The sequence below is a fragment of the Longimicrobium terrae genome (assembly GCF_014202995.1).
Lineage (GTDB): Bacteria > Gemmatimonadota > Gemmatimonadetes > Longimicrobiales > Longimicrobiaceae > Longimicrobium > Longimicrobium terrae.
In genome coordinates this window covers 144,609-170,234 of the sequence record NZ_JACHIA010000007.1, presented here as the reverse complement: position 1 = coordinate 170,234, position 25,626 = coordinate 144,609, and the positions used below count along the sequence as shown (strand labels likewise).

22 protein-coding genes are annotated in these 25,626 nt (G+C 69.8%); 7 read left to right on the top strand and 15 right to left on the bottom strand.

Annotated elements, in window-relative coordinates:
• Window positions 1–59 precede the first annotated feature (59 nt).
• From cphA to HNQ61_RS14000, 6 genes are all read right to left on the bottom strand, one after another.
• Window positions 60–2,723 carry a cyanophycin synthetase gene (gene cphA / locus HNQ61_RS14025; RefSeq protein WP_170033963.1) on the bottom strand — a complete coding sequence of 888 codons (2,664 nt, stop codon included), beginning with the start codon at window positions 2,721–2,723 and terminating at the stop codon, window positions 60–62.
• A gap of 44 nt (window positions 2,724–2,767) precedes the next feature.
• Window positions 2,768–2,959, bottom strand: a complete 192-nt coding sequence (locus tag HNQ61_RS14020) for a hypothetical protein (protein WP_170033961.1) — start codon at window positions 2,957–2,959, stop codon at window positions 2,768–2,770.
• A gap of 219 nt (window positions 2,960–3,178) precedes the next feature.
• A complete protein-coding gene (locus tag HNQ61_RS14015; RefSeq protein ID WP_170033960.1) occupies window positions 3,179–4,000 on the bottom strand; it encodes a hypothetical protein in 822 nt (273 codons plus the stop codon).
• A gap of 634 nt (window positions 4,001–4,634) precedes the next feature.
• Window positions 4,635–5,666 carry an amidohydrolase family protein gene (locus HNQ61_RS14010; protein ID WP_170033958.1) on the bottom strand — a complete coding sequence of 344 codons (1,032 nt, stop codon included), beginning with the start codon at window positions 5,664–5,666 and terminating at the stop codon, window positions 4,635–4,637.
• Entirely contained in the window at window positions 5,663–6,556 is an 894-nt protein-coding gene (locus HNQ61_RS14005) for an alpha/beta fold hydrolase (RefSeq protein WP_170033956.1), read from the bottom strand. Before HNQ61_RS14005 ends, HNQ61_RS14010 begins: the two co-directional genes overlap by 4 nt.
• A gap of 86 nt (window positions 6,557–6,642) precedes the next feature.
• Entirely contained in the window at window positions 6,643–8,094 is a 1,452-nt protein-coding gene (locus tag HNQ61_RS14000) for an NAD(P)/FAD-dependent oxidoreductase (protein ID WP_170033954.1), read from the bottom strand.
• Between the two features lie 205 nt (window positions 8,095–8,299).
• On the opposite strand from HNQ61_RS14000, the gene HNQ61_RS13995 reads away from it, so the two are divergent.
• From HNQ61_RS13995 to HNQ61_RS13970, 6 genes are all read left to right on the top strand, one after another.
• Window positions 8,300–8,587 carry a type 1 periplasmic-binding domain-containing protein gene (locus HNQ61_RS13995; protein ID WP_170033952.1) on the top strand — a complete coding sequence of 96 codons (288 nt, stop codon included), beginning with the start codon at window positions 8,300–8,302 and terminating at the stop codon, window positions 8,585–8,587.
• On the top strand, window positions 8,584–9,096 hold the full coding sequence (locus tag HNQ61_RS13990) for a GAF domain-containing protein (RefSeq protein WP_170033950.1): 513 nt from the start codon (window positions 8,584–8,586) through the stop codon (window positions 9,094–9,096). The genes HNQ61_RS13995 and HNQ61_RS13990 overlap by 4 nt, the downstream gene beginning before the upstream one ends.
• 515 nt (window positions 9,097–9,611) lie before the next feature.
• Window positions 9,612–10,580, top strand: a complete 969-nt coding sequence (locus tag HNQ61_RS13985; RefSeq protein WP_170033948.1) for an NAD-dependent epimerase/dehydratase family protein — start codon at window positions 9,612–9,614, stop codon at window positions 10,578–10,580.
• A complete protein-coding gene (locus HNQ61_RS13980) occupies window positions 10,580–11,806 on the top strand; it encodes an aminotransferase class I/II-fold pyridoxal phosphate-dependent enzyme (protein ID WP_205761381.1) in 1,227 nt (408 codons plus the stop codon). Before HNQ61_RS13985 ends, HNQ61_RS13980 begins: the two co-directional genes overlap by 1 nt.
• Entirely contained in the window at window positions 11,803–12,957 is a 1,155-nt protein-coding gene (locus tag HNQ61_RS29575) for a GNAT family N-acetyltransferase (protein WP_170033946.1), read from the top strand. The genes HNQ61_RS13980 and HNQ61_RS29575 overlap by 4 nt, the downstream gene beginning before the upstream one ends.
• Before the next feature lie 187 nt (window positions 12,958–13,144).
• Window positions 13,145–13,714: a hypothetical protein gene (locus HNQ61_RS13970; protein WP_170033944.1), complete on the top strand. Its 570-nt coding sequence runs from the start codon at window positions 13,145–13,147 to the stop codon at window positions 13,712–13,714.
• A 101-nt stretch (window positions 13,715–13,815) separates the two neighbouring features.
• Here HNQ61_RS13970 and HNQ61_RS13965 read toward each other — a convergent pair whose 3' ends face one another.
• From HNQ61_RS13965 to HNQ61_RS13930, 8 genes are all read right to left on the bottom strand, one after another.
• Window positions 13,816–15,141, bottom strand: coding sequence for a RagB/SusD family nutrient uptake outer membrane protein (locus tag HNQ61_RS13965; RefSeq protein WP_170033942.1), 1,326 nt, complete (start codon window positions 15,139–15,141; stop codon window positions 13,816–13,818).
• Window positions 15,142–15,149: 8 nt separating this feature from the next.
• Window positions 15,150–18,203, bottom strand: coding sequence for a SusC/RagA family TonB-linked outer membrane protein (locus HNQ61_RS13960; RefSeq protein ID WP_170033940.1), 3,054 nt, complete (start codon window positions 18,201–18,203; stop codon window positions 15,150–15,152).
• 176 nt (window positions 18,204–18,379) lie between these two features.
• On the bottom strand, window positions 18,380–19,276 hold the full coding sequence (locus HNQ61_RS13955; RefSeq protein WP_170033938.1) for an N-acetylmuramoyl-L-alanine amidase-like domain-containing protein: 897 nt from the start codon (window positions 19,274–19,276) through the stop codon (window positions 18,380–18,382).
• A gap of 171 nt (window positions 19,277–19,447) precedes the next feature.
• A complete protein-coding gene (locus tag HNQ61_RS13950; protein WP_170033936.1) occupies window positions 19,448–20,071 on the bottom strand; it encodes an LON peptidase substrate-binding domain-containing protein in 624 nt (207 codons plus the stop codon).
• Window positions 20,072–20,181: 110 nt separating this feature from the next.
• The gene (locus tag HNQ61_RS13945; protein WP_170033935.1) at window positions 20,182–20,730 is read right to left on the bottom strand and encodes a Uma2 family endonuclease; all 549 of its coding nucleotides are present in this window, start codon (window positions 20,728–20,730) and stop codon (window positions 20,182–20,184) included.
• A 199-nt stretch (window positions 20,731–20,929) separates the two neighbouring features.
• Window positions 20,930–21,484 carry a Uma2 family endonuclease gene (locus tag HNQ61_RS13940; protein WP_170033934.1) on the bottom strand — a complete coding sequence of 185 codons (555 nt, stop codon included), beginning with the start codon at window positions 21,482–21,484 and terminating at the stop codon, window positions 20,930–20,932.
• 136 nt (window positions 21,485–21,620) lie between these two features.
• Entirely contained in the window at window positions 21,621–22,178 is a 558-nt protein-coding gene (locus HNQ61_RS13935; RefSeq protein ID WP_170033933.1) for a Uma2 family endonuclease, read from the bottom strand.
• Window positions 22,179–22,334: 156 nt separating this feature from the next.
• Window positions 22,335–22,892, bottom strand: coding sequence for a Uma2 family endonuclease (locus HNQ61_RS13930; protein WP_170033932.1), 558 nt, complete (start codon window positions 22,890–22,892; stop codon window positions 22,335–22,337).
• Between the two features lie 457 nt (window positions 22,893–23,349).
• Between HNQ61_RS13930 and HNQ61_RS13925 the strand changes: the two genes are divergently transcribed.
• Entirely contained in the window at window positions 23,350–24,393 is a 1,044-nt protein-coding gene (locus tag HNQ61_RS13925) for a WD40/YVTN/BNR-like repeat-containing protein (RefSeq protein ID WP_170033931.1), read from the top strand.
• A 239-nt stretch (window positions 24,394–24,632) separates the two neighbouring features.
• Here HNQ61_RS13925 and HNQ61_RS13920 read toward each other — a convergent pair whose 3' ends face one another.
• A complete protein-coding gene (locus HNQ61_RS13920; RefSeq protein WP_170033930.1) occupies window positions 24,633–25,625 on the bottom strand; it encodes a TolB family protein in 993 nt (330 codons plus the stop codon).
• Between the last annotated feature and the right edge of the window lies 1 nt (window position 25,626).

The following is a 25,626-nucleotide window of genomic DNA, read 5'->3' as shown; positions in this document are numbered from 1 at the left end:
CGATCCGCATCCCCATCAGTTCCTATTCCCTATTCCCCATTCCCTATTCCCTGCTCTGCCTACGCCGTCCCCTGCCGCCGCTGCACGTGCTTCAGCACGCCCTCCACCTTGTCCGCCAGCATCATCACCAGGTCGCCCGCGTCCACGACGGAAAGCGCGCGGTCCACGGCGTCGTACTCGTCCAGCACGATCTCGATGGCATCCTCCGCCATGCCGCCCTCGCGCAGCCCCTCGATCATCAGCAGGGCGCTCTCGCGCGGTTCGCGGCCGCGCAGGTCCTTGTCTTCCTTGACGAATACGCGGTCCAACCCGCTGCACAGCCGGCCCAGTTCGCGGATGTCGTCGTCGCGCCGGTCGCCGGGCGCGCCGATCACGCCCACGCGCATCCGCGCGGGAAGCTCGTTCACCATCTCCACCAGCCCCTCCACCGCCGCCGGGTTGTGCGCATAGTCGATCAGCACGCGCACGTCGCCCAGGCGCACCATGTTCAACCGCCCCGGCGTCATGCTGGGGGACGGGAAGAACGAGAGCAGGCCGGCGCGGATGGTATCGTAGCGCACCCCCTGCACGTACGCCGTGCAGATGGCGGCCAGCACGTTCTGCTGCTGGAACCGCGCGGCGCCGCCCATCATCAGCGGCACCTCGCGCACGCTGGCGATGGGAATGCGCAGCCGGCCGCGGCGGATGACGAACTCGTCGTTCTCGATGCGCGCCCCGATGCCGCCGCGCTCGATGTGGTCGTCGAACAGCGCGTTCTCCCCCGCCGCCATCGTGCTGAACAGGACGATGTCGCCGCCGCTGCGGTCGCGCATGGCGTAGACGAGCGGATCGTCGGCGTTCAGCACCGCGTGCCCCTCGCGCTTCACCACGGCGGGGACCACCGACTTCACCTCGGCCAGCTGCTCCACCGTGTTGATGCCGCGCAGCCCGAGGTGGTCGGCGCTCACGTTCAGCACCACGCCCACGTCGCACTCGTCAAAGCCCAGCCCCGCGCGGATCACGCCGCCGCGCGCCGTTTCCAGCACCGCCACCTCCACCGTCGGGTTCGACAGGATGATGTTGGCGCTGAACGGGCCGGTCATGTCGCCCTCCATCACCATGCGGTTCTGCAGGTAGACGCCGTCCGTCGTGGTGAAGCCGACCGTCTTGCCCGTCTGCCGGAACAGGTGCGCCGTCAGCCGCGTCGTGGTCGTCTTGCCGTTCGTCCCCGTGATGGCGATGACGGGAATGGTGTAGGGCGAGCCCGGCGGATACAGCATGTCGATGATGGGCGCGCCCACCTGCCGTCCCTGCCCTTCCGACGGATGCGTGTGCATCCGCAGCCCGGGCGCGGCGTTCACCTCGATGATCACCGCGCCGTTCTCGCGGAACGGCACGCTGATGTCAGGCGACAGCACGTCGATGCCGGCGATGTCCAGCCCCACCACGCCCGCCGCCATCTCGCAGGCGGTGATGTTGTCGGGATGGATTTCGTCCGTGCGGTCGATGGAGGTGCCGCCCGTGGACAGGTTGGCCGTCGCGCGCAGGAACACCGTCTCCCCCGGCGCGGGCACGTGCGCCAGCGACAGTCCGCACGAGGCCAGATAGGTCTCCGTCGCCTTGTCCGCGGGAAGGTGCGTGAGCGTGCGCGAGTGGCCGCTGCCCCGCCGCGGATCGCGGTTGGCGATGGTGATGAGCTCCGCCACGCTGCTCGTCCCATCACCGACGACATGCGCGGGGACGCGCTCCGCGACGGCGGCCAGCTTGCCATCCACCACCAGCACGCGGTAGTCGCGCCCGGTGACGAACTGCTCAATGACGACGCGGCGCGAATAGGTGCGCGCCACCTCGAACGCGGCCGCGATCTGCTCGTCGTTCTCCAGCCGTCCGCTGATGCCGCGGCCGTGGCTGGCGTCCAGCGGCTTGATGAGCACCGGCCAGCCGATGTCGTGCGCCGTCTCCAGGATGCCGTCCAGCGTGCTGGCCACGCCGCCCTCCGGCACCGGCAGGCCGATGGCCCCCAGCACGCGGCGGGTGTCGTCCTTGTCCTGCGCGATCTCCACCCCGATGGCGCTGGTGTAGTCGCTCATGGCGGCCTGCACGCGGCGCAGGTTGATGCCCAGCCCCAGCTGCACCAGCGAGTGGCTGTTCAGCCGGCGCACGGGAATGGCGCGGCGGCGGGCCTCCTCTACGATGGCTCCTGTGGAGGGACCCAGGCGCGTGTTCTCCAGCAGGTCGTGCAGGTCCTCAGTCACCTTCTGAATGGGGAACTCCGCGCCGGTCATGCAGGCGCGCACCAGCTTCACGGCGTCGCGCACCGCCTGCAGCCCCACCTCTTCCTCCTCGTACGCCACGATCAGCCACCACACGCCGGGATCGCCGCTTTCCACCACGCGGCCGAACGAGACATCGGTTCCCGCCAGCGTCTGCATCTCCAGCGCGACGTGCTCCAGCACGTGCGGCAGGTGCGTTCCGGCGCGCAGCCGCTCCACGAAGCCGCCCTCGGTGCCGCGCGAGCAGGGGTGCTCGTGCAGCGTGGGCATGGCGGCCAGCAGCCGGTCGTTGAAGCCGGGGATCTCGGACGTGGGCACGTCTTCCAGCGACCCCAGCGTGAGGTCGCAGGCAATGACGGGCGCCAGGCGCCAGAAGTTGGGTCCGCGCACCGCGCGCAGACGGCTGACGCGCAGCTGTTCGGGATCGAACTGCGCGGCGGGAGCCGTGGGCTCGCTCATGGCCTGAGACATGGGATCTGCAGAAACGAAAAGGGGGCCGAAGCCCCGTGGTCAGATCAGGTGCGAGGCTGGCGCGCGTGTTCCCATAGGGAGCCGTCGCGGGTACCTCCGCCGCGGCCGGTGTAGCCGGTATATGCGTCGCGCCGCGTGTCGCAGTCAATGCGCCGCGCAAAGCGCCGTTCGTTGCCCGAGGCGCGCATCGCCTGCGGCTGACGTTGATCTTCGCTGCTTTCGGTCCGGAACGCCATGGTTCACCTTCGAAGTCCTCGTTTCCAACGCACCGGGCGACAGCGCGGCGCGCCCGGCATGGCAAGGCAGGACGCATGCCATCTGAGAGGGGCCCGGAAAGCGCACTTTCCGCCGTGCTACGCGGAATTCTGGACAAACCATGAACGCCGGAAATCCTGAATACGATCTTTTCGCCGGAGAGGAAAACCGCAGGCGCGGCGCGGAGTTGGCGCGGCGGCCTACCAGTGCATCCCGGCGGAAACGAGCAGGCCGAACGAGGGGCTGAACGGCGTATATCCGCGCACCGCGTCGGCCTGAATCCACCGGCGCCCGCGCGTGCGGAACCCCAGGCGTACCTCGCCCAGCGACTCGTTGCCGCGGATTTCCCGGTGCCCCGCGCCTACCTGCTGCCCCACGATGGTCAGCCGCGGCCGCAGCGGCCCGGCGGAGGTTTCCGCGCGGAGGGAGTAGAGGAGCAGGTCGTCCTGCTCGAAGCGGTCCTGCCGCGTGCCCAGGATGCCGAGCCCCGCCTCAGCCTGCAGTTCGGCGGGGCCGCGGCGCACGCGGAAGGCGGTCATGGCAAAGAAGTCGGTGGCGTCGCGGTCCAGCCCGGTGGTGTTGTCCGTGGTGGGCAGGCGCGTGCCGAAGCGCAGTGCAGCCTGCACGGGGGCGCGTTCCGGCGTCAGCCGCACGGCGGTAAGGATGCGGTAGTCGCCCGCGTCGTGGCGTTTTCCGTCCTCCGCGGGACGCACTTCGGGATCGGCTTCGGCGAAGCGGCGATCCTCATCCAGAAAGCGCTGCACGGTGCCGCCCGCCTCCAGCACCACGCGGCCGGTGCGCCAGAACGCCCGCCAGTTCCCCGCCTCCACGAGCGTGCCTTCCGTGCCCGCCAGCGACGCGCGCTGCCCACCCAGCCACCCACCGCCGATCTCCGCGGACACCGTCGGCTGCCCATCGAACATCCGCCACTCCAGCGGCTCCAGCGGCCGGAGTTGCGCGGGTGCGGCGGCGGGGAGCAGGGCGACCGCGATCGGGACGAGAAGGGACGCGAGACGGAGCACGGGACGATGGGTGATGTGGATGGTGGGGGATGGAACAGGCGCAGGCCGATGATCCGGCGGAGCGGCCGGCCTTGGAGGCCCCTCCCCGGCCCTCCCCGTGCAAACAGACGCACGGAGAGGGAGAACGGCAACTCCGTGTGAGCGGCGGGGCGAGGTGCGCGCGGATGGGGCCCCCTCCCCCCAGCCCCCTCCGCCCGCTCCGCGGGAGAGGGGGAGCCGTTCGGCGCGGGCGACGGAGTGCGGTGCGCGACCGCGTCCCGGTTGAGGTACGCAGCCGCTCCGTTGAGCGAATGAATCCGCCGCTCAACAAGCGGTAACCCCCGGCTCGTGGCCGCTGGCGCGTCCACGCCCGGGGCTTCAACCGCGCTTGACGGCAGGAACTCCGCCCCTGCGCCCGAGGGCGTCATCCTGAGGAGGCGCCGGCCGAAACTGTTGCCACGCAAGTGCTTGGCGCCGACGAAGGATCTACCTTTCGCCCGTTCCAACCGTCTCAAACGCATCAGGATTGCCGCCACGTGCAGCTGAAGCCCCGAACCGGACGCGCCAGCGGCCGGTGTCGGGGCTTCCCGCTGTTGGAGCGGCGGATTCATCCGCTCCCGACGGCGCGGGGCCGCTCTGACGCTCGCATCGCGCATCAGAGCGGCGGAGTGCTCCGCTCCCCGTACGCGCCGCGTCTGATCCACCGGTCCAGATTCGGGAGCACGGACGCGGCGCGGGTGAGCACGGCGTCGGGGTAGCCGAGGGCGCGCTTCATTTCGATGTCGCGCTGCATGCGGTTGCGGATGCGCTCCAGGCGCGCGACTTCCCTCCATCCTACCACCCCGCCGTACCAGAAGCTGTTGGACGGCACCGGAAAGTCGCTCCCGTGCAGCGTGCGCGCCGTTAATCGCGCATCGCGCGCATAGCGCGGCAGGTGCTGAAAGCGCGCGGGGTTGGCCATCCCCGAGTTGTCCACCCACAGGTGCGGAAACTCATCCAGCATGGCGCGCAGCAGCGGCACCTGGTCGCGGTCGCGCGCGTACGCCACCGGCGCGCCCGTGTGCGCCACGATCACCGGCACCCCCGCCCGCAGCGCGGGAATCATGCGGCGCAGGTCCTTGAGCGCGGGGTTCACCTGCGCGAACGTCCCTTCCGTCCCGCCGGAGTGGGTGAGGATGGGAAGGCGCGCCTCCGCGCAGCGGCGGTAGAACGCGGCCAGCGACGGGTGCGCCGGATCGATGCCCTGCGTGGCGGGAAGCCACTTGATCAGCACCGCGCCGCCCTCGATGCACTCCTCCAGCCGCTCCAGCGCATCCGCGCGATGGGGGTTGATGGACGGCCCCGGAAGCAGCTCCGGATGCGCGCGGCAGACGCGGAACACCCAGTCCGCGGGAACGATCATCTGCGATCGCCCGCGGTCCAGCGCGCCGTGGCGATAGACGCCGTCAAAGCCCAGGACGACGGCGTGCGTCAGTTCGCTCCCGCGCACCCTTTCCGCCACGTCCGCCGCCCAGTCCGCGTCCGCCGCGGGCCGCGCGGCCGACATCCCGTGCCGCGCGCGCAGGAGCCGAAAGGTGATCCGCTTCTCGAACGCGGGCGAGATCCAGCATCCCGATCCATCCGTCCCCACGCCGGCCAGGTGGACGTGAACGTCGATGCGCGGCGCCGGCCGCTCTCCCCCGCTCATCGCGCCGCCAGGGCGTGGGATGACGTCCACTCCGCGACCGCGGCCAGCGTCGCGGGATCGAACGGAAGCCCGTAGTGCGAGGCGGATGGCGGAGATACGAGCCGCGCGGCGGGAATGCGGGCGGCCAGGCGTGCGCCCTGCGCGTGTGGCACCAGTGCGTCTCCGTGGCTGTAGACCAGCAGGGTGGGAGCGCGGGTGGATTGCACGCGGCGCTCCAGTTCCATTTCCGCCAGCAGCCGGGCCACCGCGGCCACGTAGCTCCAGTTGCGCCCGTCCGCGTCTGCGCGGCGAAAGGGATAGGCGCCGCGCCGCACCGGCCCGAACGCGGGAACCAGTCCCCACAATCCGTAGTCCGCGCGCTGCCCCAGCGTCGCCCGCCGAAAGAATCCGCCCAGTTCGCCGAACACCGTCCGCACCCCGATGCGCACTTCCACCGGCGCGGAGAGGATGGACGCGGACGCGCACTCCACCGAGTTCGAGGCGAGCGCATCCAGCACCAGCGCGCCGCCCAGGCTGTGGCCGATCAGGTGCAGCGGCAGCGCGGGCCGGTCCTCCTCCGCGGCCCGCACGGCCGCGGCGACGGCGCCGCGCACCGCATCCACCGAGAACACCGTGGTGCTGCCGCGCCCGTGCCCATCCACATCGAACGAGAACACCTCCACACCCGCCGAGAGCAGCGTACGGAAAAGCGCGAGCAGGGGAAAGACGGCGTCGTTCCCCGCCCCGTGCACCACCACGGCGCGCGCCTCCGGCCGCGGCGGGGAGAGTCGGAGGGCGCACACCTCGCCGCGCGCCTCCGGCCGCGCGTATCGCACCGCCCGCGCCCGAACGCCCGCCCGCCGCGCCCACACCTCCAGCCGCGCCGCGTAGTCCGCCGGGGACAATCTCACGCGCCGCCCCGTCCCTTGAGCCCGGCGAATTCCGCCCCCGCGCACCGGATCCTTCGCCCGAGCCGCACCCCCCTATTCCCCATTCCCTATTCCCTATTCCCTGCCTGGCTCCTGTCCCCGCCCATCCACCCCGCCCCCTCCCCGTCCGACGGCGCGGTCTGCCCCTGCGCCGCGGCCAGGGCGGCGTCGCGCGAGGCGGGCCGCCCCTCCGACATGGGCTCGCTGTGCCCCTCCGGCGTGCCGATGGGCTTGCCGCGCGGGGCGAGCTCCGCCCCCGTCTCGCCCGTGATCAGCCGGGCGCCGCGCTGCCAAGTCAGGTAGTTCCACGCCCACTGCGTCATCACCAGGATGCGGTTGCGGAACCCGACCAGAAAGAAGACGTGGATCACCAGCCACGCCACCCACGCGAACCAGCCCTTCATCTTGACGCGCCCCGCCTCCATCACCGCCGCGCGCCGGCCGATGGTGGCCATGCTCCCTTTGTCCACGTAGCGAAAGGAGGTCTGCGGCTCGCCGCGGATCAGGCGGCGGATGTTGTTGGCGGCGTGCACGCCCTGCTGGTTGGCCACCTGTGCCACGCCGGGCAGCGGCCGCCCGCCCGGCCCTTCCAGGCTGGCCAGGTCGCCGATGACGAACACTTCCGGGTGGCCGGGGATGGACAGGTCCGGGCGGATCATCACCCGGCCCACGCGGTCGGTGGGCACGCCCAGCGCCTTGCCCAGCGGCGACGCCGTCACCCCCGCGGCCCAGACCACGTTGCGCGCCGGGATGCGCTCCTCGCCAATGGACACGCCCTCCGCGTCGATCCCCGTCACGATCGCCCCCGTCCGCACCTCCACCCCGATCCGTGTGAGCGCGCGCGCGGCGTAGGCGGACAGCTTTTCATCGTACGCGGAAAGGACGCGGGGGCCGCCTTCCACCAGCACAACCCGCGCGCTGCCGGGGTTGATGTTGCGGAAGTCGCGGATCATGGAGTGGCGGGCGATTTCGGCCATCGATCCCGCCAGTTCCACCCCCGTCGGTCCCGCGCCCACGACCACAAAGGTGAGCAGCGCGGCCCGCTTTTCCGGATCCCGCTCGCCCTCCGCGGCCTCGAAGGCGAGAAGAAAGCGGCGGCGGATCTCGGTGGCGTCTTCCACCGTCTTGAGGCCGGGGGCCACCGGCTCCCACTCCGGGTGGCCGAAATAGGCGTGCGTGGCCCCCGTCGCCACGATCAGGTAATCGTACGCCAGCGCCTCGCCGGACGTCAGGTGAACGCGGCGCGCCGGCAGATCAAAGCCCTGCACCTCGGCCATGCGCACCTCCGTGGCGCGCTGCTTTCGCAGAATGCCGCGGATGGGCGCCGTGATGTCGGCCGGCGAAAGCGCCGCGGTCGCCACCTGGTACAGCAGCGGCTGAAAGAGATGGTGGTTGCGCCGGTCCACGAGCGTGGCGCTCACGGGTGCCTTGCGCAGCGCCCGCGCCGCCGACAACCCGCCGAACCCGCCGCCCACGATCACCACGTGCGGCACCTTGATGAACTGCGTCTGATCCGTCATCACCCCGTCTCCGCGTCGTTGCCCTTCCCTGCCGGCATCCTCCGTAGCCATAATCGCACCCGGCGGAATGCAGGGCAAAGGGTGGTCGGAAGGATGTAAAATCTGATACTGTTTACGGTAGCAGCGTTTGACACAGTCCTTTTCTCCCCTTACTTTTAGAACCTTGATAGAAGGATGCGAAGGTTTCAGAGGGGGAAGATTGAACATGCACACTGCCGTACCGGGGTACGGGCTCGCGCCGCCCTCCAAGGACGACGCGCTGGCGTTTCTGGCGCGCGGCGTGGGCGCGGATGAGGCGGCTTCGGTGTGGATTCGCGCCTGCCGCGAGAGCGGCGTGCCCGTGGGCGCGCGCGATCTGGAGCCCGATGCCATGATGAAGGTGTCCGAATGGCTTGCGCGTCAGACGGGCGTAGTAGGGGTGATCGGGTCGTCGCTGGTGGTGCGGCTGCGAACCTACCGCCTGCTGACGGCAAACCGGGGGAGCAATCCGTGACTGATTCCGTGAGTGCGTTCGAGAAGGTGCAGAGCCCGCCGCGGCTGGCCGCCATCGCCGACCTGGGGCTCAAGAACCCCGCCCCCGATCCGGTTCTGCAGGAGCTGGCGGACGAGGCCGCGCGGCGGCTGGACCTGCCCACCGGGCTGGTGACCATCGTGCTGGACAGCGCGCAGGTGTTTGCGGCGCAGCACGGGCTTTCCGGCTGGATCGCGGAGGCCGGCGGCGTTCCGGTGGAGTGGTCGTTCTGCGCCAACTCCGTGCGGACGGGCGAACCGCTCGTCATCGAAGACGCCACCACCCATCCGCTGGTGCGCGACAACCCGCTGGTGGTGCACGAGGGAATCCGCTGCTACGCCGGCGTTCCGCTGGTGACCTCCACCGGCGAGGTGCTGGGCAACCTGTGCGTGGTGGGAACCGAAGCGCGGTCCTTCAGCGAGCAGGACCTGGAACTGCTGCACGGGCTGGCGCGGCAGGCCCTGGAGCGCATCGAAGCGCGGCGGTCCTGATCCGCCGGCGGATGGGGAGCGGGGATGGCCCCATCCCTCCGCCCTGAACTGATGGACCGAGGTCACGGAGCACGCACGCTCCGTGACCTTTGTCTTTTCTGATACGAAACGAGGCGCGAAAGCCGGCCGTCCAGCACGAGCCAGAGTCTCATGCGCCAGTCTCGGCGCAGCCGGTGGAGAAGACTCCGACCGGCGGGCGCTCGCGCGGCTCGTCCGCCGGGATTTCTCCACGTCTCGCGGCTTTTCTTCCCCGTTTCCGCGGACAAATTTCCGCACGCCGCCACGGCTCCGCGTGGGGATCTCCGCGCGGAGGCGAATGGCCTCCAATCGCGCCGCGCGGTTGACACAACCCCGCGCCGCGACTAGGTTTGCGGCCACACCGGGGTGATCTGCGCCGGCCGTCGGCAGGAGGGAGGATCTGGGCCGCAACGCCCGGTCCTCCTTGTTCGTATCCGCACCCCGAGCCTGCACGCGCGTTGCGCCGGTGCCGGGCGCGCCGCACATTTCCACGCGTCATGAGCCGAACCGCACTTATCACCGGGGCCACCGGCTTCGTGGGAGGCCACCTGGTACGCCGGCTGGCCGCGGACGGGTGGCGCATGCGGGCCCTGGTGCGCGGCTCCAGCGACACGCGCCTGCTGCAGGAATACGGCGTGGAACGGGTGCGCGGCGACCTGCACTCCGCCGACGCGCTGCGCGAGGGCGCGTCCGGCGCGGACACCGTGTTTCACCTGGCCGCCGTCACCGCCGCGCGGGGCGAAGAGGCGTACCGCCGCGCCAACGTGGACGGCACGCGCGCCGTGGTGGACGCCGTCCTGGCCGCCCATCCGCGCCCGCGGCGGCTGGTGTACCTGAGCTCTTACGCCGCCTGCGGCCCGGCGCGCCACGGCCGCCCCCGCCGCGCGGACGAAACGCCCGAGCCGGTCTCCACGTACGGGCGCACCAAGCTGCAGGGCGAGGCGGTGGTGAACGAGGCCGCGGCCCGGGGTGTACAAGCCGCCATCCTTCGCGCCCCGCCCGTCTACGGGCCCGGCGACCGGGCCCTGCTACCCTACTTCAAGCTCGTGAAGCGCAGGCTGGCCCCCGCACCCGCGGGACCGGAGCTGCGCACGCACATGCTGTACGTGGAAGACCTGGCCGCTGCCCTGGCGCGCGCGGCCGACGCCCCCGCGGGCACGTACGCGGTGGCGGAGCCGGTGGAGCACCCGTGGGGCGACGTGGTGCGCCACATCTCGCACGCCATGGGCACGCGCCCGGTGCGCGTGCCGCTGCCCCCCGCCGGCGTGCGCGCCGCGGGCGCCGTGGCCGGGTGGTTTGGCGGGGTGGGCGTGTTCAACCGAGAAAAAGCCGAAGAAATGCTGGCCCCGGCGTGGCTCTGCGACCTTGGCGGGCTGGAGTCGCTGATCCCCCCGGGAACGGCGACTCCCCTGGCCGAGGGCATCCAGCGGACGGCCCAGTGGTACCGGGAACAGGATTGGGTTTGATGGCGACCGTGGAGCAGACCGTGCGGCAGACCGTGGACATCTTCGACAAGTGCCGGCGATTCACCGCCGCGCACGAGATGATGGAGCGCGGCCTGTATCCCTATTTTCAGCCGATCCAGGAATCGCACGACACCGAAGTGGTGATCCGCGGCGAAACCAAGATCATGGTGGGCTCCAACAACTACCTGGGGCTTACCCATCACCCGTACGTCCTGGAAAAGGCGCGCGACGCCCTGGCCCGGTACGGCACCGGCAACACCGGCAGCCGCTTTCTGAACGGCACGCTGGATCTGCACGAGGAGCTGGAGCACCGCCTGGCCGCGCTCATGGGCGCCGAGGCGGCGCTGGTGTTCAGCACCGGCTACCAGACCAACCTGGGCATCATCGGCGGGCTGGTGACGCGCGGCGCCCTCGTGGTGCAGGACCGGCTGAACCACGCCTGCCTGCTGGACGGCGCGCAGCTGGCCGCGGGCGAGCTGGCCCGCTACCAGCACGGCGACATGGGCGCGCTGCGCCGCGTGCTGGAGCGGCACCGCGACAGCAACGGCGTGCTGATCGCCACCGACGGCGTGTTCAGCATGGAGGGCAACATCGTCGACCTTCCCTCGCTGGTGGACATCAAGGACGAGTACGGCGCCCGCCTGCTGGTGGACGACGCGCACTCGGTGGGCGTGCTGGGCCGCAACGGCGGCGGCACCGCGGAGCACTACGGGCTGCAGGACCGGGTGGACCTTACGATGATCACCTTCTCCAAGTCGTTCGCCAGCATCGGCGGCGCGGCGGCGGGGCCGGCGGACGTCATCCACTACCTGAAGCACCACTCGCGGCCGCTCATCTTCAGCGCCAGCATGCCGGGCTCGGCCGTGGCCACCGTTCTGGCCTGCCTGGACGTGATGGAGCAGGAGCCGCAGCGCCGCGAGCAGTTGTGGAAGAACGCCGACTACCTGCGCGGCGGGCTGAACGCGCTGGGCTTCGACACGGTCGGCTCGGAGACGCCCATCATCCCCGTCGCGTCGGGCGACATGGAAAAGACGTTCATCTTCTGGCGCGCGCTCTTTGACATGGGCGTGTTCACCAACCCGGTGCTGCCCCCCGCCGTGCCGGAAAACTCCTGCCGCCTGCGCACCTCCGTCATGGCCACGCACACCACCGAGCAGCTGGACCGCGTGCTGGACGCGTTTGGCACCGTGGGCCGCCAGCTGGGCATCGTGGGAGGGGCGGCGTGAGCACCGCCGCCCCCGCCGCGGGGCAGGGCCTCACCGTCCGCGAGATCGCGGCGGGCGAAAGCCTGAAGCCCTTTGTGAACTTCGCGTGGACGGTGAACGGGCGGGACCCCCAGTGGGTTCCGCCTCTTCGCATGGCGCTGGAGCCGGTCCTCGATCGAAAGAAGCACCCCTTTCACCAGCACGCCGACGTGGCCTACTTCGCCGCCGAGCGCGGGGGCCGGATGGTGGGCCGCGTGGCCGCGGTGGTGAACCACGAGTACAACCGCTTTCACGGCGAGCGCACGGGCACCATCGGCTTCTTTGAGTGCCTGGACGACGCCGACGCGGCGGGGGCGCTGCTGGAGGCGTGCACGGACTGGCTGCGGGCGCGGGGGATGGACCGGGTGATGGGGCCCTTCAACTTCAGCACCAACGACGAGTTTTCCTCGCCCGGCGTGCTGATCGACGGCTTCGATACGCCGCCCACGGTGATGATGTCGCACAATCCGCCCTACTACGGCCGCCTGTTCGAGGCCGCAGGGTGGACCAAGGCCAAGGATCTGCTGGCGTACTGGATTCCCAGCCCTGCCGTTCCGGATCGCCTGTCCCAGGGAATGGAGCGGCTGGCGCGGCGGATGGGTGCCACCATCCGCTCCGTGCGCATGAAGGACCTCAAGGCCGAGGTGGCGCGCATTCAGGAAGTGTACAACGCCGCCTGGTCGCGGAACTGGGGCTTCGTGCCCATGACGGAGGCGGAGTTCGAGCACCTGGCCAAGGAGCTCAAGCCGGTGGTGGACCCCGACCTGTGCCTGATCGCCGAAAAGCCCGACGGCGAGCCGATCGGCTTTCTGCTCGCGCTTCCGGACCTGAACCGGGCCATCCGCCACCTTCCCGACGGCAGGCTGTTTCCGTTCGGCGTCTTCAAGTTCCTGTGGCACCAGCGCCGCATCCGCACCGTACGCGTGCTTACGCTGGGAATGAAGCCCGGGTACCAGCATTCCGGCCTGGGCGCGGCGCTGTACACGCACGGACTGCGTGTGGCGTCGGGCAAGGGGTACGAGGCCGGCGAGGCTTCGTGGATTCTGGAAGACAACCCCGAGATGTGCCTGGCCATGGACAAGCTCGGCGCCTCGCCGTACAAGCGCTACCGGGTGTTCGGCCGGCCGCTGTAGCTTGCGTCTTTACTCGATCGAAACACTCCATCGCACGCCCTTCGCTGTTCCCGGCGGAGGGCGTTCGTATTATTGGAGATCGATCCGGTCTTCCGCGGAGAAGGCGGACGGATCACGCAGGCAGCAGAGTGGGTGCCGTCATCCTTCCGCACTCACGCACACAGCACTCACGCACTCCCCCTCCCCGATGCCCATCAACCCCACCGAATACCTGTCCGTCCTCGTTTCCATCGTGGTGGGGCTGGGGATTTCGCACCTGCTGTCCGGGGCGGGCAAGCTGGTGGTGGCGCGGCGGCGCGTGCGCATGTACCTGCCCACGCTCCTCAGCATGGTGCTCGTGTTTCTGGCGCACGTGCAGTTCTGGTGGGGCAACCTGGGCTACGGCAGCGAGGTGGAGAACAACTACTTCGCCTTTCTGCTCTTTCTGCTGAACCCGGTGCTGCTGTACCTGATGGCCGTGCTGGTGCTGCCGGACTTCGACACGCAGGGCGAGCTTTCGTTGCGCGACCACTACCACGAGAACCGCGTGTGGTTCTACGGAATGCTCACGATCATCCCCGCGCTCAGCATCTTTCGCAACGTGCTGATCCAGCACGACGATCTGATCACGCCGGAGCGGCCGTACGAGATCATCTTCATGCTGCTGGGGCTGAGCGCCGTCCTGATCCGCGCGGAACGGTGGCACCGCATTCTGCCGTTCGTCGTCCTCGCCTTTTTCATGTCGATGATGCTGCTTACGGGACTGCGCCCGGGGTGACGGGATTCGCTGAACAGATTCTGGCACAGATGAAAAGAAGAGGGCGGGCCCGCGCGGGCCCGCCCTCTTCTTTTCATCACCCCGCCGAGCGGATCAGGCGATCAGCAGCCCGCGTTGGGGTTGCGGTCGCACTCGCTCTGCGGGAACGGCAGGTACTGCATGGAAGGCCGCTCGGTGGTGAACGCCGCCAGGCGCCGCAGGTCTTCCCAGCGCAGGCCCTGCCCGAACAGCTCGTACCGGCGCTCGTACAGGATCTGCGCGAACACCTCGCCCGGCGTGTCGAGCGCCGTCTCGGGGAGCGCCGGCAGGCAGGCGCGCGGCTCCGTGGTGGACACGGTGCAGGCTCCGCCCGCGCCCGTTCCATCCGTCCGCACCGCGTTGATCAGCACCGCGGCCGCCGTCAGGTTGCCCAGGCGCGCCTGCGCCTCGGCCTGAATCAGCCGCATCTCGTCCGGCAGGTACAGCGGATACGGATCGTTGCGGCTGCCCGCGTAGCCGCGGAAATCAAACGCGGAGTCCGGCAGGCCGGCCGTACCCACGGCGCGGTTGGCCCAGAACGCCGGGCGGGCGTCGCCCGCCTGCGCGTCGGTAAAGAACTCGCGGCGGGCGCCTACGTAGCGCAGCCCCGACATGTAGTTCCACACCGGGTTCATTCCCGGGTTGGGGTACTGCAGCAGCGACGTGACGCCCAGGTTCACCCGGCCGGCGGCGGCGATGGCCTCGTTGTACCGCCCGTCGAACAGGTAGTACCGCGCCAGCATGGCGTCCACCGTGGAGCGCAGGTTGATCCCCGTGCCGGTGGTGGGGGTCAGCACCCGCGCCACGAACGGCGCCAGCTCCGCGTCGGTGGTGGCCAGAAGCTCGCCGCGCGCGCTTTCCAGCAGCGCGATGACGCTGTCGCGCACCTGGCCGGCGGGAAGCGGCACCGCGCCCACCGAATCGTACGTGGCGGGAAGGTTCTGGTACTGCGTGGTCAGGTTCCCCACCGCCATGGCGCGCAGCAGCTTGGAAAGCACCGAAATGCCCACCTGCTGGCCGCGGCTCAGGTTCACGCCGGGCGCGCTGCGCGTGAGCACGTCGGCCGACCGCGCAATGCGGTACGCCGCGGCGAACGGGTCGCTCACCACGCCGAAGGTGGGGTCCACGTCGCCGCGCACCAGCGACTGGTCGGCCGGCAGCGCCAAGGGACGAGTAGACCACTGGTCGGTCACCAGCTCGGGAGCACGGATGAGGAGCAGCACGTTGTCGGCGTACTGGCTCTGCAGCCCCACCGCAGTGATGAGGATGAGCTCCGGGCTGTTCAGGACCTCTTCTTCCCCGGGCGCGTTGGGGTTCACCAGGTCCAGGCTGCACCCCGCGGCCACGGCGGCGACCGCCACCAGGCCGAACGCGCGCGCCGCGCGGCGGGGCGTATGGATATGTCTCATGCGTCGCCTCAGAAGTTGAAGTCCAGGCCCACCACGAGGGTGCGCGGGATGGGTGTGGTAGAAAAGTCGACACCGCGCGCCACCGTGCTGGCCGCAAACACGTTCACCTCGGGGTCGATCCCGGAGTAGTCCGTCCACGTGTACAGGTTGCGGGCGGCCACGCGCAGGCCCATGTCGCTGGCGCCAAAGCGGCGCACCCAGGGCTGGTCAAAGCGGAAGCCCAGCGAAATCTCTCGCAGCTTCACGAAGCTGCCGTCCTCGATGAACTCTTCGTAGAGCAGGTTGCGCTCGTTGTTGCGCACGAAGGTGCCTACGATGGTGTCGCCACGCGCTTCCACGCCCGCGTTGGGCGACGAGCCGAAGTAGTCGGCGCTACGGCGGGTGAAGTTGGCCACGTCGTTGCCGAAGCGCCCGTCGAACAGCACGCCCACTTCCACGCCGCGGATGGTGAAGTTGTTGGACAGCGAGGCCGTGAGGTCCGGGTTGGGGTCACCCAGCACGCGCCGGCGGATGGACACCGACTGCACGCCGCCGCTGGCGTTGAACACCGTGTCGCGGGCGCCCACGGGCGTCCCAGCGGCGCTGTAGATGATGTTGCCGTTGGCGTCGCGCGGGTACACGCGGCCCAGGAACACGCCCAGGGGCTGCCCCTCGACCACCGCATTCAGGTACTCGAAGGTGATGGTGTCGGAGCGCTGGTTCAGCCGTTCGATGCGGTTGCGGTTGTGCGCCAGCAGCAGCCGCGTGTTCCAGCGGAAGTTTTCACGCTGCACGTTGGCGCTGCTGAAGGAAGCCTCCACGCCGCGGTTGGTGAGCTCGCCCACGTTGCGGAACTGGGTGGCGAAGCCGCTGGTGGTGGCGAGGGGAACGCTCAGCACCAGGTCCGAGGTGCGCTTGTCATAGTACGTGAGCTCCGCGGCCAGGCGGTCGCCCAGGAAGCTGGCGTCGGCACCAAACTCGTATTCGCGCTGACGCTCGGGCTTCAGGTCGGGGCTGGGCGCCAGCGTGGGCGGGCGCAGGCCGGAAAGGCCGCCGTACGCCACATTGGTGTAGGTGACCTGGTTCAGGTACTCGCTGGGCGGCTGGCCGCCCGTCTGCCCGTACGCCGCGCGCAGGCGGAGGCCGCTGAACACGCTGCCCAGCAGGCCCTCGCTGAAGCCGGGCTGTTCATCCACCACGTACGAAGCGCTCACGCGGGGGAACGCCTGCCAGCGCTGGTCGGCACCAAAGGCGGACGAGGCCTCCATGTTCACGCCCGCGGTAAGGAACAGGCGGTCGGCCAGCGACAGGCGCTCCTGGATGTAGCCGCCCATGGTGCGCAGCTGCACCAGGGTCTGCGACGCGGTCTGCACGGGTCCGTTGGCGAGGGTGGCGCCGGGAAGCAGGCTGCTCGCACCCGCGCGGATGGTGTTGGTGCGGTCGTCGGTGTAGCGGAAGCCCGCCACGCTGTTCAATTCGACGCCGGGGCGCAGGGGCGACACCAAAGCGGCCGTGAAGTCGTTGTTGAAGCGGCGCACGGAACGCACGGGCGCCTGCAAGGATCCCGTGAAGGCCACCGAGGTAGCGCGGAACGGTTGCAGGTACGCGGCCTCTTCGCGCCCGTCGTCCACGCCCGCCAGGTAGGTGAGCGTCAGGTTGCGAAGGGGGGTTGCCGTCGCCTGCACGTTGCCCAGAAAGCGGGTGACGCTGTTCTGCGCCTTCCAGTTCTCGATGACGTCCAGCACGTTAGTGCCGATCACCGGGCTGTACGCGTAACGGCCGTATACGCTGTCGATGGCCGCCGGGTTGAAGTACGTGGGGGTGAAGACGACGCTGGTGAGAATGCCCTGCGTCTGCTCGCCCTCGGGAACCAGGTTGGTGCGGGTGCGCAGGTAGCTGCCGTTGACGCCCACTTCCAGCCAGTTGGACAGCCGCTGCGACACGCGGGCCCGGCCGCCGTAGCGCCGGTAGCCGGTGGAGCGCACGATGCCGTCTTCCTCGTTCCAGTTCCCCGACAGGTAGTACGAGGTCCCGGTAGTCGTGCCGCCCGACACCGAAAGCTGGTTGCTGGTGCCGTAGCCGGTCTGAAAGATCCGGTCCTGGATGTCGTAGCGTTCCACCGGCTGCCCCAGGCGGGGGCGCAGCGACGCGTCGGCCGCCACGTCCGCCGGGCCGATGAGCGGCTCCATGTTCAGGTCCAGAAAGCCCGGCGTGCGCGACGCCTGCATCTCGGTGCTGAAGCGGATCTGGGGCGTGCCGCTGCGGCCGCGGCGGGTAAAGATCTGAATGACGCCGCTGTTGGCGCGCGAGCCGTACAGCGCGGCCGCCGCGGCGCCCTTGAGCACTTCCACCCGTTCGATGTCGTCGGGCGGAATGTCGGACAGGCGGTTGGTGAGGGCGGTGTTGGAGCGCGTGGCGTTCGCGCCCAGCCCGATCAGCGCCTCGTTGTTGTTGTCGACGATCACGCCGTCGATGACGATCAGCGGCTCGGCGTTGCCCAGGATGGTGTTGGTGCCGCGCAGGCGGATGCTGACGCCGCCGCCGGGCTGGCCCGACGACTCGCTGATCTGCGCGCCCGCGATGCGGCCCTGCAGCGCCTGGTCGATGGAGGTGGCGGCGGGCGCGCGGGCGATTTCCTCGCCGCTCACCGACGACACCGTGTTGCCCACCTCGCGGCGCTCCACCGGCGCGCCGGTGCCCGTGACCACGACTTCTTCCAGCTGCAGCACGCCGCTGGACAGCAGCAGCGGCTCCACCTGCACGGCCGCGGAGGCGCCCAGGGTGATCTGGCGGGTCGCGGCGGAGCGGCCCAACTGGGTCGCCTCGATCGTGTACGTGCCCGCGGCGAGCGGCGCGCGCAGGGTGTAGCGGCCCGCGGCGTCGGTCACCGTGCGCGGCACGGAGCCCTGCGCGCCGGTGCGCAGCTGGACGGTGGCGTCCGCGATGGGCGAGCGGGTTGCGGCGTCCACCACCGTGCCGATGATGGTGTACGTCGTCTGCTGCGCGGAGGCGCGGGCGGGCATCAGCCCGGCCAGGGCCAGCAGCAGCGCGCCGAGCCAGCGGCGCGTGGGGGAGGGGTGCATCAGGCGGTTCTCCTGGGGGATTGTGCGTGAGCGCACCGTCTGGGAGGACGGGTGCGCGGACACGGACGCGCGGCACGCGACCACTCCGTCGCGCGCCGCGTGCAGCCTGTCCGTATGTTTACAGATAGTGTGATTGAGCCGTAACCGCAACGTCTTGCGCGCGTTGCGGCCCCGTTTCAGCCCCGAAGCGGACGCGCGATGAGGATGCCGGTGGCCCGGCGGATGGCGCCCACGTACTCGGGGAGGGTGGACCGGCTGATTTCCACCGCGCCGCCGGACAGCGGCGCGTGCAGCACGCGCAGCACGCCGTCGCCGCCGCGGTGCGCCAGCCCGGTGTGGGTCACGTCCAGCCCGGGGATCGCCGTGCCGAACGCCAGCACGTCCCCGGTCTGGATTCGGTCCTGCACCCCGGCGATGCGTTCCGTGGGCACCAGCATGCGCGGAACACCGTCCAGCGCCCGCTCGCGCCCGCCGATGGCGCGGAACACGGCGTCGTCGCGCAGGGCGGCGTAGCTGGCGCGGTGCTCGGTCATGAAGCGCAGCGGCCGCCCGTCGTTCTCGCCCCCCAGCTCCGCGCCCACGTCGCGCACCAGCCCGCGGCGCGCGCCGTCCGCGATCCACTCGCTGAAGTAGTGCAGCCGGCTGGCGTACCCCTCGCGCCGCCCGCCGCGGTAGCGCATGCGCTCCACTTCGCGGGCAAACCGGTCCCACCCGCCGCCGGCCGCCGCCGTGCGCGCCACGGCCAGCGCCGACTCCACCAGCGACACGCAGTCGAAGCGCGCCAGGTCCAGCGTCAGCGGCTCGGCGCCGGGCGAGCCGCCCGCATCCAGGTACTGCTCCAGCGTGTGCGCCGCGTACGGCGCGCCGATCATGCGCTGCGCCGCGCGCGACACCCACGGGCCGAACGGCGCGCCCTCAGCCGCGGCCGGAGACGCGCGCAGTGCCCGCACCCACTCCGCCAGCCGCGCGCGGTCGTCCGGCGGCGAGGCGTGCAGGGCGGCGGGCGCCCCGGCGAGTGCGGCGGCCGCAGACGCGGCGGCGCGCGCAAGAAAGGACCTGCGTGAAATTGTCATGCGATGCTGATCGTTCAGTGCTGATGCCGTTTGCGCCGCGTGATCTGCCGCGCCTCCGTTCCGCTGTACCCCGCTGGCGCATCGTTGAGCGCGCGGATCGCCGGCCGGTGGATGCCGGGCTTCGGTGAAGTGGTGATCGCGCCTGCCTGCTGTCTGCGAAGCGCGCCTGCTTCAGAACCCGAAGGTTTCGCCGCTGGGTGGAGGTTCCAGCGTGCCCCGCTCCAGCACCACGCGCAGCAGGTCGTCCAGCTGCGCCAGCCGCTCCCGCTCGCGCCGGGTCTGCAGCAACTCCTGCTGCCACTCCGGATCGATGCGAATGGCCTGCGCGATCTGGAACCCCGTTTCCACGGTGCGGTCGATCTCCGGGTACGGCTGCTTGTAGTGCACCACCTCTTCCAGCACGCGGTGAAACAGGTCGATGGTGCGCTGCCGGCGGGCGGCCAGGCCGCGCTTGTCCTCGCGCTCGTCCTCGTACGGTCCTACGAGCGCTTCGTAGTACGGAACGCCGGATTCGATGCCGTCTTCGATGTGAAAGCGCTCCTGCCCGCGGCACAGAATCAGCGAGCGCCCGTCGGGCAGCGGCTGAAACTTGAGGATGTGGGCGACGCACCCCACGCCCCCGTTTTCGGTGCTGAACGGGCCGTGCCGGTCGGGATCGTGATACACCAGCCCGAAGCGGTTGTCGGCCTCCACGCAGCGCGCCACCAGCTGCCTGTACCGCGGCTCAAATACATGCAGCGGCATGGGGGCGCCGGGAAACAGCACCACGGGGAGTGGAAAGAGGGGAAGCCTCATGAGGTCGGGGGGCGCGGGTCCATCCCGCGAAACTGCCTCTCCCAACCCGCCACCGCAAGCACCGCCGGAGCCATTTCGAGCGGCGAGGCCCGTTCAGGCCGGGCGGCACCTTACTCGAACAGTTCGTCCACGGGAAACCTCCACCCCGGAACGGCGGGCTCCGCGTCCGCCGTTTCGCCGCGCCCCAAGACCGCCGGCTCGAACGGTTGCGCTGAGCGATATACGCGGACCCGGTGGTCACGGACGACGTCCACGTCCCACACCACCAGCGTTCCCGCGGCGAAGTACTCGGCGCGCTTTGCGCTCAAGCGCTGTTCAGCCCGCAGTCCGTAGTCGTCAGGGCTGCGGACTTCTACGGCCAGCACGGGCGCGCCTTCCAGGATGCGCGCGCCCGATCGTGGTCCCACGTACCAGCTCGCATCGGGCGCGTAGGCTGTCCGCGGCCGCAGGACGAACCCCACGTTGTCGCCGTACGCCCGGCCGCCACCGTGATCGCGCTGGTAGAGCTTGAGGCTTGTGGCCACGTTGAGCGCCGCAGTGCCGTGCAGGTCACCCGCCGGGCTCACCAGAACCAGCCTGCCGTCCACGAGTTCGGCCTTGCCCTCCACCTGTTCAAGGTCCTCAAGGGTCGCCTCACGATCCGGGGGTGCGGTTTTCATCTCACTCCTTTTTGCGGCCGGCTCGGAACGGGTCTCCGGCCGGCGAGCAATGCTAACGGACCGGACGGAGCGTGGCAAGGGCGTAAAACCCGCCACACGTGGTACTTAGCGCACATCTGTGGCGGGTCCGGTGTGAATCAGGCGATCCGCGTTACCGAGCCGTAGGCTGGAACAGCGGCAAACACGCCGCTTCCCAACGTCATCGGGTGAACAGATCATCGACAGCGAAGCGCCAGCCGGGGACCACGGGCTCCGCGTCGGCGAGTTCGCCGCGGTGAAACACCGTTCCCGTTTCATCGTCTGGGCGGCACACGCGGATGGTTTCATCGCGCAGAACATCTACATCCCACACCACCGTGCAGCCACCGGCGAAGTAGAGGCTGCGCTTGTACGCCATCGCGCGTTCCGCGGCAAAGCCGTAATCCGTCTTGCTTCGGATTTCCACGGCGAGCGCGGGGGCGCCCGCGTAGAATTCACCGTCCAGATCCGTGTGGCCGGTCCACCACGCCACATCCGGGCTGAGCATCTGGGTGCGTGGTGTCCGCAGCACAAAGCCAACGCCTTGGCTGACTACTGTGCCCGCGCCACCGACTTCCTGCTGCTCGAGCGACCGGTGAATCACGGCAGCCGCCCAGCCGGGCCGCTTTCCTGTGGGGCTCATCTCGACGATCTGCCCATCGATGAGCTCCGCCCGCCCTTCCACCTTCCAGAGGTCCTCAATCGTCGCCTCGTGGTCCAGGGGTGCCGTCTTCATCTCACTCCTTTGGCGTTCGGCGCAGAAGAGAATTCCGGCCGATGAGCAATGCTAACGGACCGGACGGGGTGTGACAATGGCGTAAAATCCGCTACACGTGGCACTTGGCGCACATCCGTGGCGGATTCTGTGTTGATCAGACGAACAGGTCGGCCACGGCGAATCGCCAGCCGGGGACGGCGGGTTCCGCATCCGCGACCTCGCCGCGGCGGACGGTGGCCGGCGACTCGGGCGCGTCCGCGCGATAGACGCGGATGGTCTGCTGGCGGAGCACGTCTACATCCCAGAGCACCTGCACACCGGCCGCGAACCACAGATCCCGCTTGCGCTGCATGGCCCGCTCGGCCGAGGGGCCGTAGTCCGTCGTGCTTCGTACTTCTACCACAAATACGGGCGCGCCACGGATGACGGGCGCGTGCTCGTCCGGCGTGCCGACCCACCATGCGGCATCAGGGGAAAGCACCTGCTGCCGCGGCGTGCGGATCAGAAACGATCCGCCATCGCCGTAGGCGTATCCGCCACCATGGGCACGGGCCCACATCACCAGGGAGGCCGTAACCTGCGCCGCCGCCGAAACAGGAGTGTGTCCTGTCGGGCTCATGGGGACGATCTCACCATTGATGAGTTCGGCCCGGCCGTCGAACTCCAGCAGGTCTTCAAGCGTCGCCTCTCGCTCCAGGGATGACGTCGTCATATGACTCCTTTCACGTTCGGCCTGGATCAGAGATGAGGTGCGGCGCCAGATCACCGGCCGATGATCCAACGCTAACACTGCGGACAAAGACTGGCAACGGCGTAAAACCCGCCACACGTGGCACTTAGCGCACATCCGTGGCGGCCTCCGTGTAGATCAGACGAACAGGTCGTCCACGGCGAAGCGCCAGCCGGGGACGGCGGGTTCCGCGTCCGCGACCTCGCCGCGGCGGACGGTCACCGGCGACTCGGACGCGTCCGCGCGAAAGACGCGGATGGTGTGCTGGCGCAGCACATCCACATCCCAGAGCACCTGCACGCCGGCTGCGAACCACAGATCCCGCTTGCGCTGCATGGCCCGCTCGGCCGAGGGGCCGTAGTCCGTCGTGCTTCGTACTTCTACCACAAATACGGGCGCGCCACGGATGACGGGCGCGTGCTCGTCCGGCGTGCCGGTCCACCATGCGGCATCTGGAGAAAGCACCTGCTGCCGCGGCGTGTGGATCAGAAACGATCCGCCATCCCCGTATCCGTAGCCACCGCCGTGGGCGCGCTCCCAGTGGTCCAGCGCGCTCCCGATGCGCAGGGCGGCTTTTACGGGGCTGTGTCCGGTAGGGCTCATCGGGACGATCTCTCCATCGATGAGTTCGGCACGCCCGTCGTACGCCAGCAGGTCCTCAAGGCTTGCCTCGCGCTCCAGGGATGACGTCGTCATGGGGCTCCTTTCACGTTCGGCCTGGACCAGAGATGAAGTGCGGCGCCAGATCACCGGCCGATGATCCAACGCTAACACTGCGGACAGAGACTGGCAACGGCGTAAGATCAGCCACAGATGGGACTTGCGGATCACCTGTGGCGGGTAACGATGGATCACCGTACCGGATCGCGACCGGCGGATCACCGATTGCAAACTGGACGCATGGATCGGGCCGCGCGAGGCGTACGACCATGGGCTGGGCGAGCGCACTGATCATCCGCCGTGACCGGGGGAAGTCTGCGTTCACCCGCCACGGTGCGTCCTCCGGCGCGCGGGGCCGAGATCGGCGGACTGAGAAGACCGATAGGGAGGCGGGCGGCATACTTGCGATCGATCAAGCCGTGAGAGTCGCTCGGGCGATTGCCGCTGCTGACTCCTGATCCCTGCCCGCCCACCGACGGACGACGCGATCGCGATGACGAAACTGTTGATGGGATTCAGGAGCGGGTTGTTCGGGTACGACTCCGGGACCGGCGCCGCGCCCAGGATGCTCTTTCCCGGAATCCAGCCGCTGTCGCTGGCGGTCGATCCCGCCGAGCCGGCCCGCATCTACTGCGCCAGCTACGACCGCGGCCTCTGGCGCAGCGAGGATGCCGGCGAAACGTGGCTTCCGGCCGGCACGCCGCAGGATTACTTCTCCGCGCCCACGCCGGGCACGATCGAACCGCGCGAGACCACGTTCGTGTCGGTCAGCACGCAGCCGGAGGCGGACGGGCGCCATGCCGTGTGGGTCGGCACCGAGCCCAGCCGGCTGTACCGTTCGGGCGACCACGGCGAGACGTTCGAATGCGTGTCGCTGCTGGACCTGCCATCCCGCGGGGGCTGGGCATTCCCGCCGAGGCCCCGTACCCACCACGTCCAGAGCATCGCGCACGGCGCTGACGGCCGCATCCACGTGGCGATCGAGGCCGGCGCCATGCTGCGCGGCAGCCGTGACGGGCGGACGTTCGAGGACCGGGTGCCCGGCAGCCCCATCGACACGCACGTGCTGATGACGCACCCGCTGGCACCCGGCCGGCTGTACGCGGCGCTGGGCGACGGTCTGTTCACGCGCGGGCACTCGTTCGCCGAAAGCCGCGACGATGGCGGAAGCTGGCAGTACTTCGGCGGCGGCCTGGAGGCGGTGCCCTACCTGTACGGGCTCGCCATCAACGCGGGGGACCCGGATGACATGCTCGTGGCGGCATCGCGGGGCCCGCAGAGCGCGCACTCCACCGGCGGATCGTCCATCCTGTGCCGGAAAGGCGACGGCTGGATGGAAGACGCGGAGGGGTTTCCGAGCGAGCACAGCCTCATTCCGGTGCTCGCCGCCGACCCTTCCCGTCCGGGGCGCTGGTTCGCGCTGTCAAATCTCGGCCTCTTTGCCAGGGAGCGCGGCGCCGCTGCCTGGGTCCGGCTGACGACACGCGGCGGCTGGCGCGGCCTGCATCCCACGACGCTCGCGGTTCTCCCGGGCTGATTGGCGCACCGCTCTCCGGATGCAGGAGCAACGGGAAGCCGTTCATCCTCCATCCCACATCCACCGCGCGTCGGTCCGCACGCGGCTGCATACGCACGCCGGCAGGAAGTCCGGAAAAGCGCAAACGCCTGCGTGGCTGAAAGAGTGATGTGCCGGGTTCTCCGCGTTGGGGAGAAGCGTCAGGACAGACCGCCGGGAGAGGTGCGGCGGCGTGCGATGGAGCGGGAGCGCGGAACGAGTCAGGCGGGGGGAATCGCGCCGGTTACGCGGCGCAGGCCGGTGCCGTCCGCGTTCACGCGCCAGATCTCGCGCTTGCCGCGCACCGTGCGTAGAAACGCGATGAAGCGGCCGTCGGGCGACCACACCGGATTGGCCGGATAGTCGTCCGGAGGAGAATACGTGTCGATGAGCCGGCGATGGCTGGCCGCCGTGAAGAGCACGCGCTCTCCCGTTCCGTCCGCTCGGACGCAACGCAGTGAATGCCGGTATTCCGCATCGCCGTACTCCGTGCGGATGAACGCGATCCAGCGGCCATCCTCGCTCAAGGCGGGGTCGCGTCCATCAACAACGACGCGCCGGTGGCCGGTGGCGGCATCCAGCACCGCGAACTGCTGCAAAGGCCTCACTCGTGGACGCGCGGCGATCAGAATCCAGCGCCCATCGTTGGACCAGGCCGGGCTGCGGTCGCCACGCTCGCCGATCACGCGTCCGGCACCTCCGGAAACGGGGACGAGGCGGAGCCGGTCATCCTGCTCCGGGCAGCCGGCGGGAAGATTCGCCGCGCCGGGCTGCAGCGGGCAGAAGACACGGACGACCGTGCTCAGGCCGTCGGGCGAAAGCGCGGGGGCACGCAGGTGGCTGAAAAGGGTTGCGGCGGAGCTGTCCGCCACCGCGCGCGGCGCCCAGGACAGGCGCTCCCGCGGGGCCGGGTACCGCGAACACCAGGGCGCGCCGTGCACCAGAGCAACGGGGCCGGAATCCGTTACGGCATACAACCCGGAGTTTCCGCACGGAAAGAAGCCGCTGTCGTACGCCGAGGCGTAGTATTCCTGGTGGGTGAACACGAGCCGGCCGCGGGAGTCCCAGCCGAGCAGCTGAATCGACGGCGCGTAGGGCGGCCAGAGTTCCCGCGCCACGTCCATCGCCAGGACGGAGGCAAGGTACGCCAGGGGAGATGCCAGAAGAACGCCCGGCACCAGGGCGAGGAGCCACCAGAGCCGGGCGCGTTTCACG

Excerpts from the sequence above, each read along its gene's own strand:
- cphA (WP_170033963.1), bottom strand. The coding sequence starts at position 2,723 with ATGTCTCAGGCCATGAGCGAGCCCACGGCTCCCGCCGCGCAGTTCGAT.
- HNQ61_RS14020 (WP_170033961.1), bottom strand. The coding sequence starts at position 2,959 with ATGGCGTTCCGGACCGAAAGCAGCGAAGATCAACGTCAGCCGCAGGCG.
- HNQ61_RS14010 (WP_170033958.1), bottom strand. The coding sequence starts at position 5,666 with ATGAGCGGGGGAGAGCGGCCGGCGCCGCGCATCGACGTTCACGTCCAC.
- HNQ61_RS14000 (WP_170033954.1), bottom strand. The coding sequence starts at position 8,094 with ATGACGGATCAGACGCAGTTCATCAAGGTGCCGCACGTGGTGATCGTG.
- HNQ61_RS13995 (WP_170033952.1), top strand. The coding sequence starts at position 8,300 with ATGCACACTGCCGTACCGGGGTACGGGCTCGCGCCGCCCTCCAAGGAC.
- HNQ61_RS13985 (WP_170033948.1), top strand. The coding sequence starts at position 9,612 with ATGAGCCGAACCGCACTTATCACCGGGGCCACCGGCTTCGTGGGAGGC.
- HNQ61_RS13980 (WP_205761381.1), top strand. The coding sequence starts at position 10,580 with ATGGCGACCGTGGAGCAGACCGTGCGGCAGACCGTGGACATCTTCGAC.
- HNQ61_RS13970 (WP_170033944.1), top strand. The coding sequence starts at position 13,145 with ATGCCCATCAACCCCACCGAATACCTGTCCGTCCTCGTTTCCATCGTG.
- HNQ61_RS13965 (WP_170033942.1), bottom strand. The coding sequence starts at position 15,141 with ATGAGACATATCCATACGCCCCGCCGCGCGGCGCGCGCGTTCGGCCTG.
- HNQ61_RS13960 (WP_170033940.1), bottom strand. The coding sequence starts at position 18,203 with ATGCACCCCTCCCCCACGCGCCGCTGGCTCGGCGCGCTGCTGCTGGCC.
- HNQ61_RS13955 (WP_170033938.1), bottom strand. The coding sequence starts at position 19,276 with ATGACAATTTCACGCAGGTCCTTTCTTGCGCGCGCCGCCGCGTCTGCG.
- HNQ61_RS13950 (WP_170033936.1), bottom strand. The coding sequence starts at position 20,071 with ATGAGGCTTCCCCTCTTTCCACTCCCCGTGGTGCTGTTTCCCGGCGCC.
- HNQ61_RS13945 (WP_170033935.1), bottom strand. The coding sequence starts at position 20,730 with ATGAAAACCGCACCCCCGGATCGTGAGGCGACCCTTGAGGACCTTGAA.
- HNQ61_RS13940 (WP_170033934.1), bottom strand. The coding sequence starts at position 21,484 with ATGAAGACGGCACCCCTGGACCACGAGGCGACGATTGAGGACCTCTGG.
- HNQ61_RS13935 (WP_170033933.1), bottom strand. The coding sequence starts at position 22,178 with ATGACGACGTCATCCCTGGAGCGAGAGGCGACGCTTGAAGACCTGCTG.
- HNQ61_RS13930 (WP_170033932.1), bottom strand. The coding sequence starts at position 22,892 with ATGACGACGTCATCCCTGGAGCGCGAGGCAAGCCTTGAGGACCTGCTG.
- HNQ61_RS13925 (WP_170033931.1), top strand. The coding sequence starts at position 23,350 with ATGACGAAACTGTTGATGGGATTCAGGAGCGGGTTGTTCGGGTACGAC.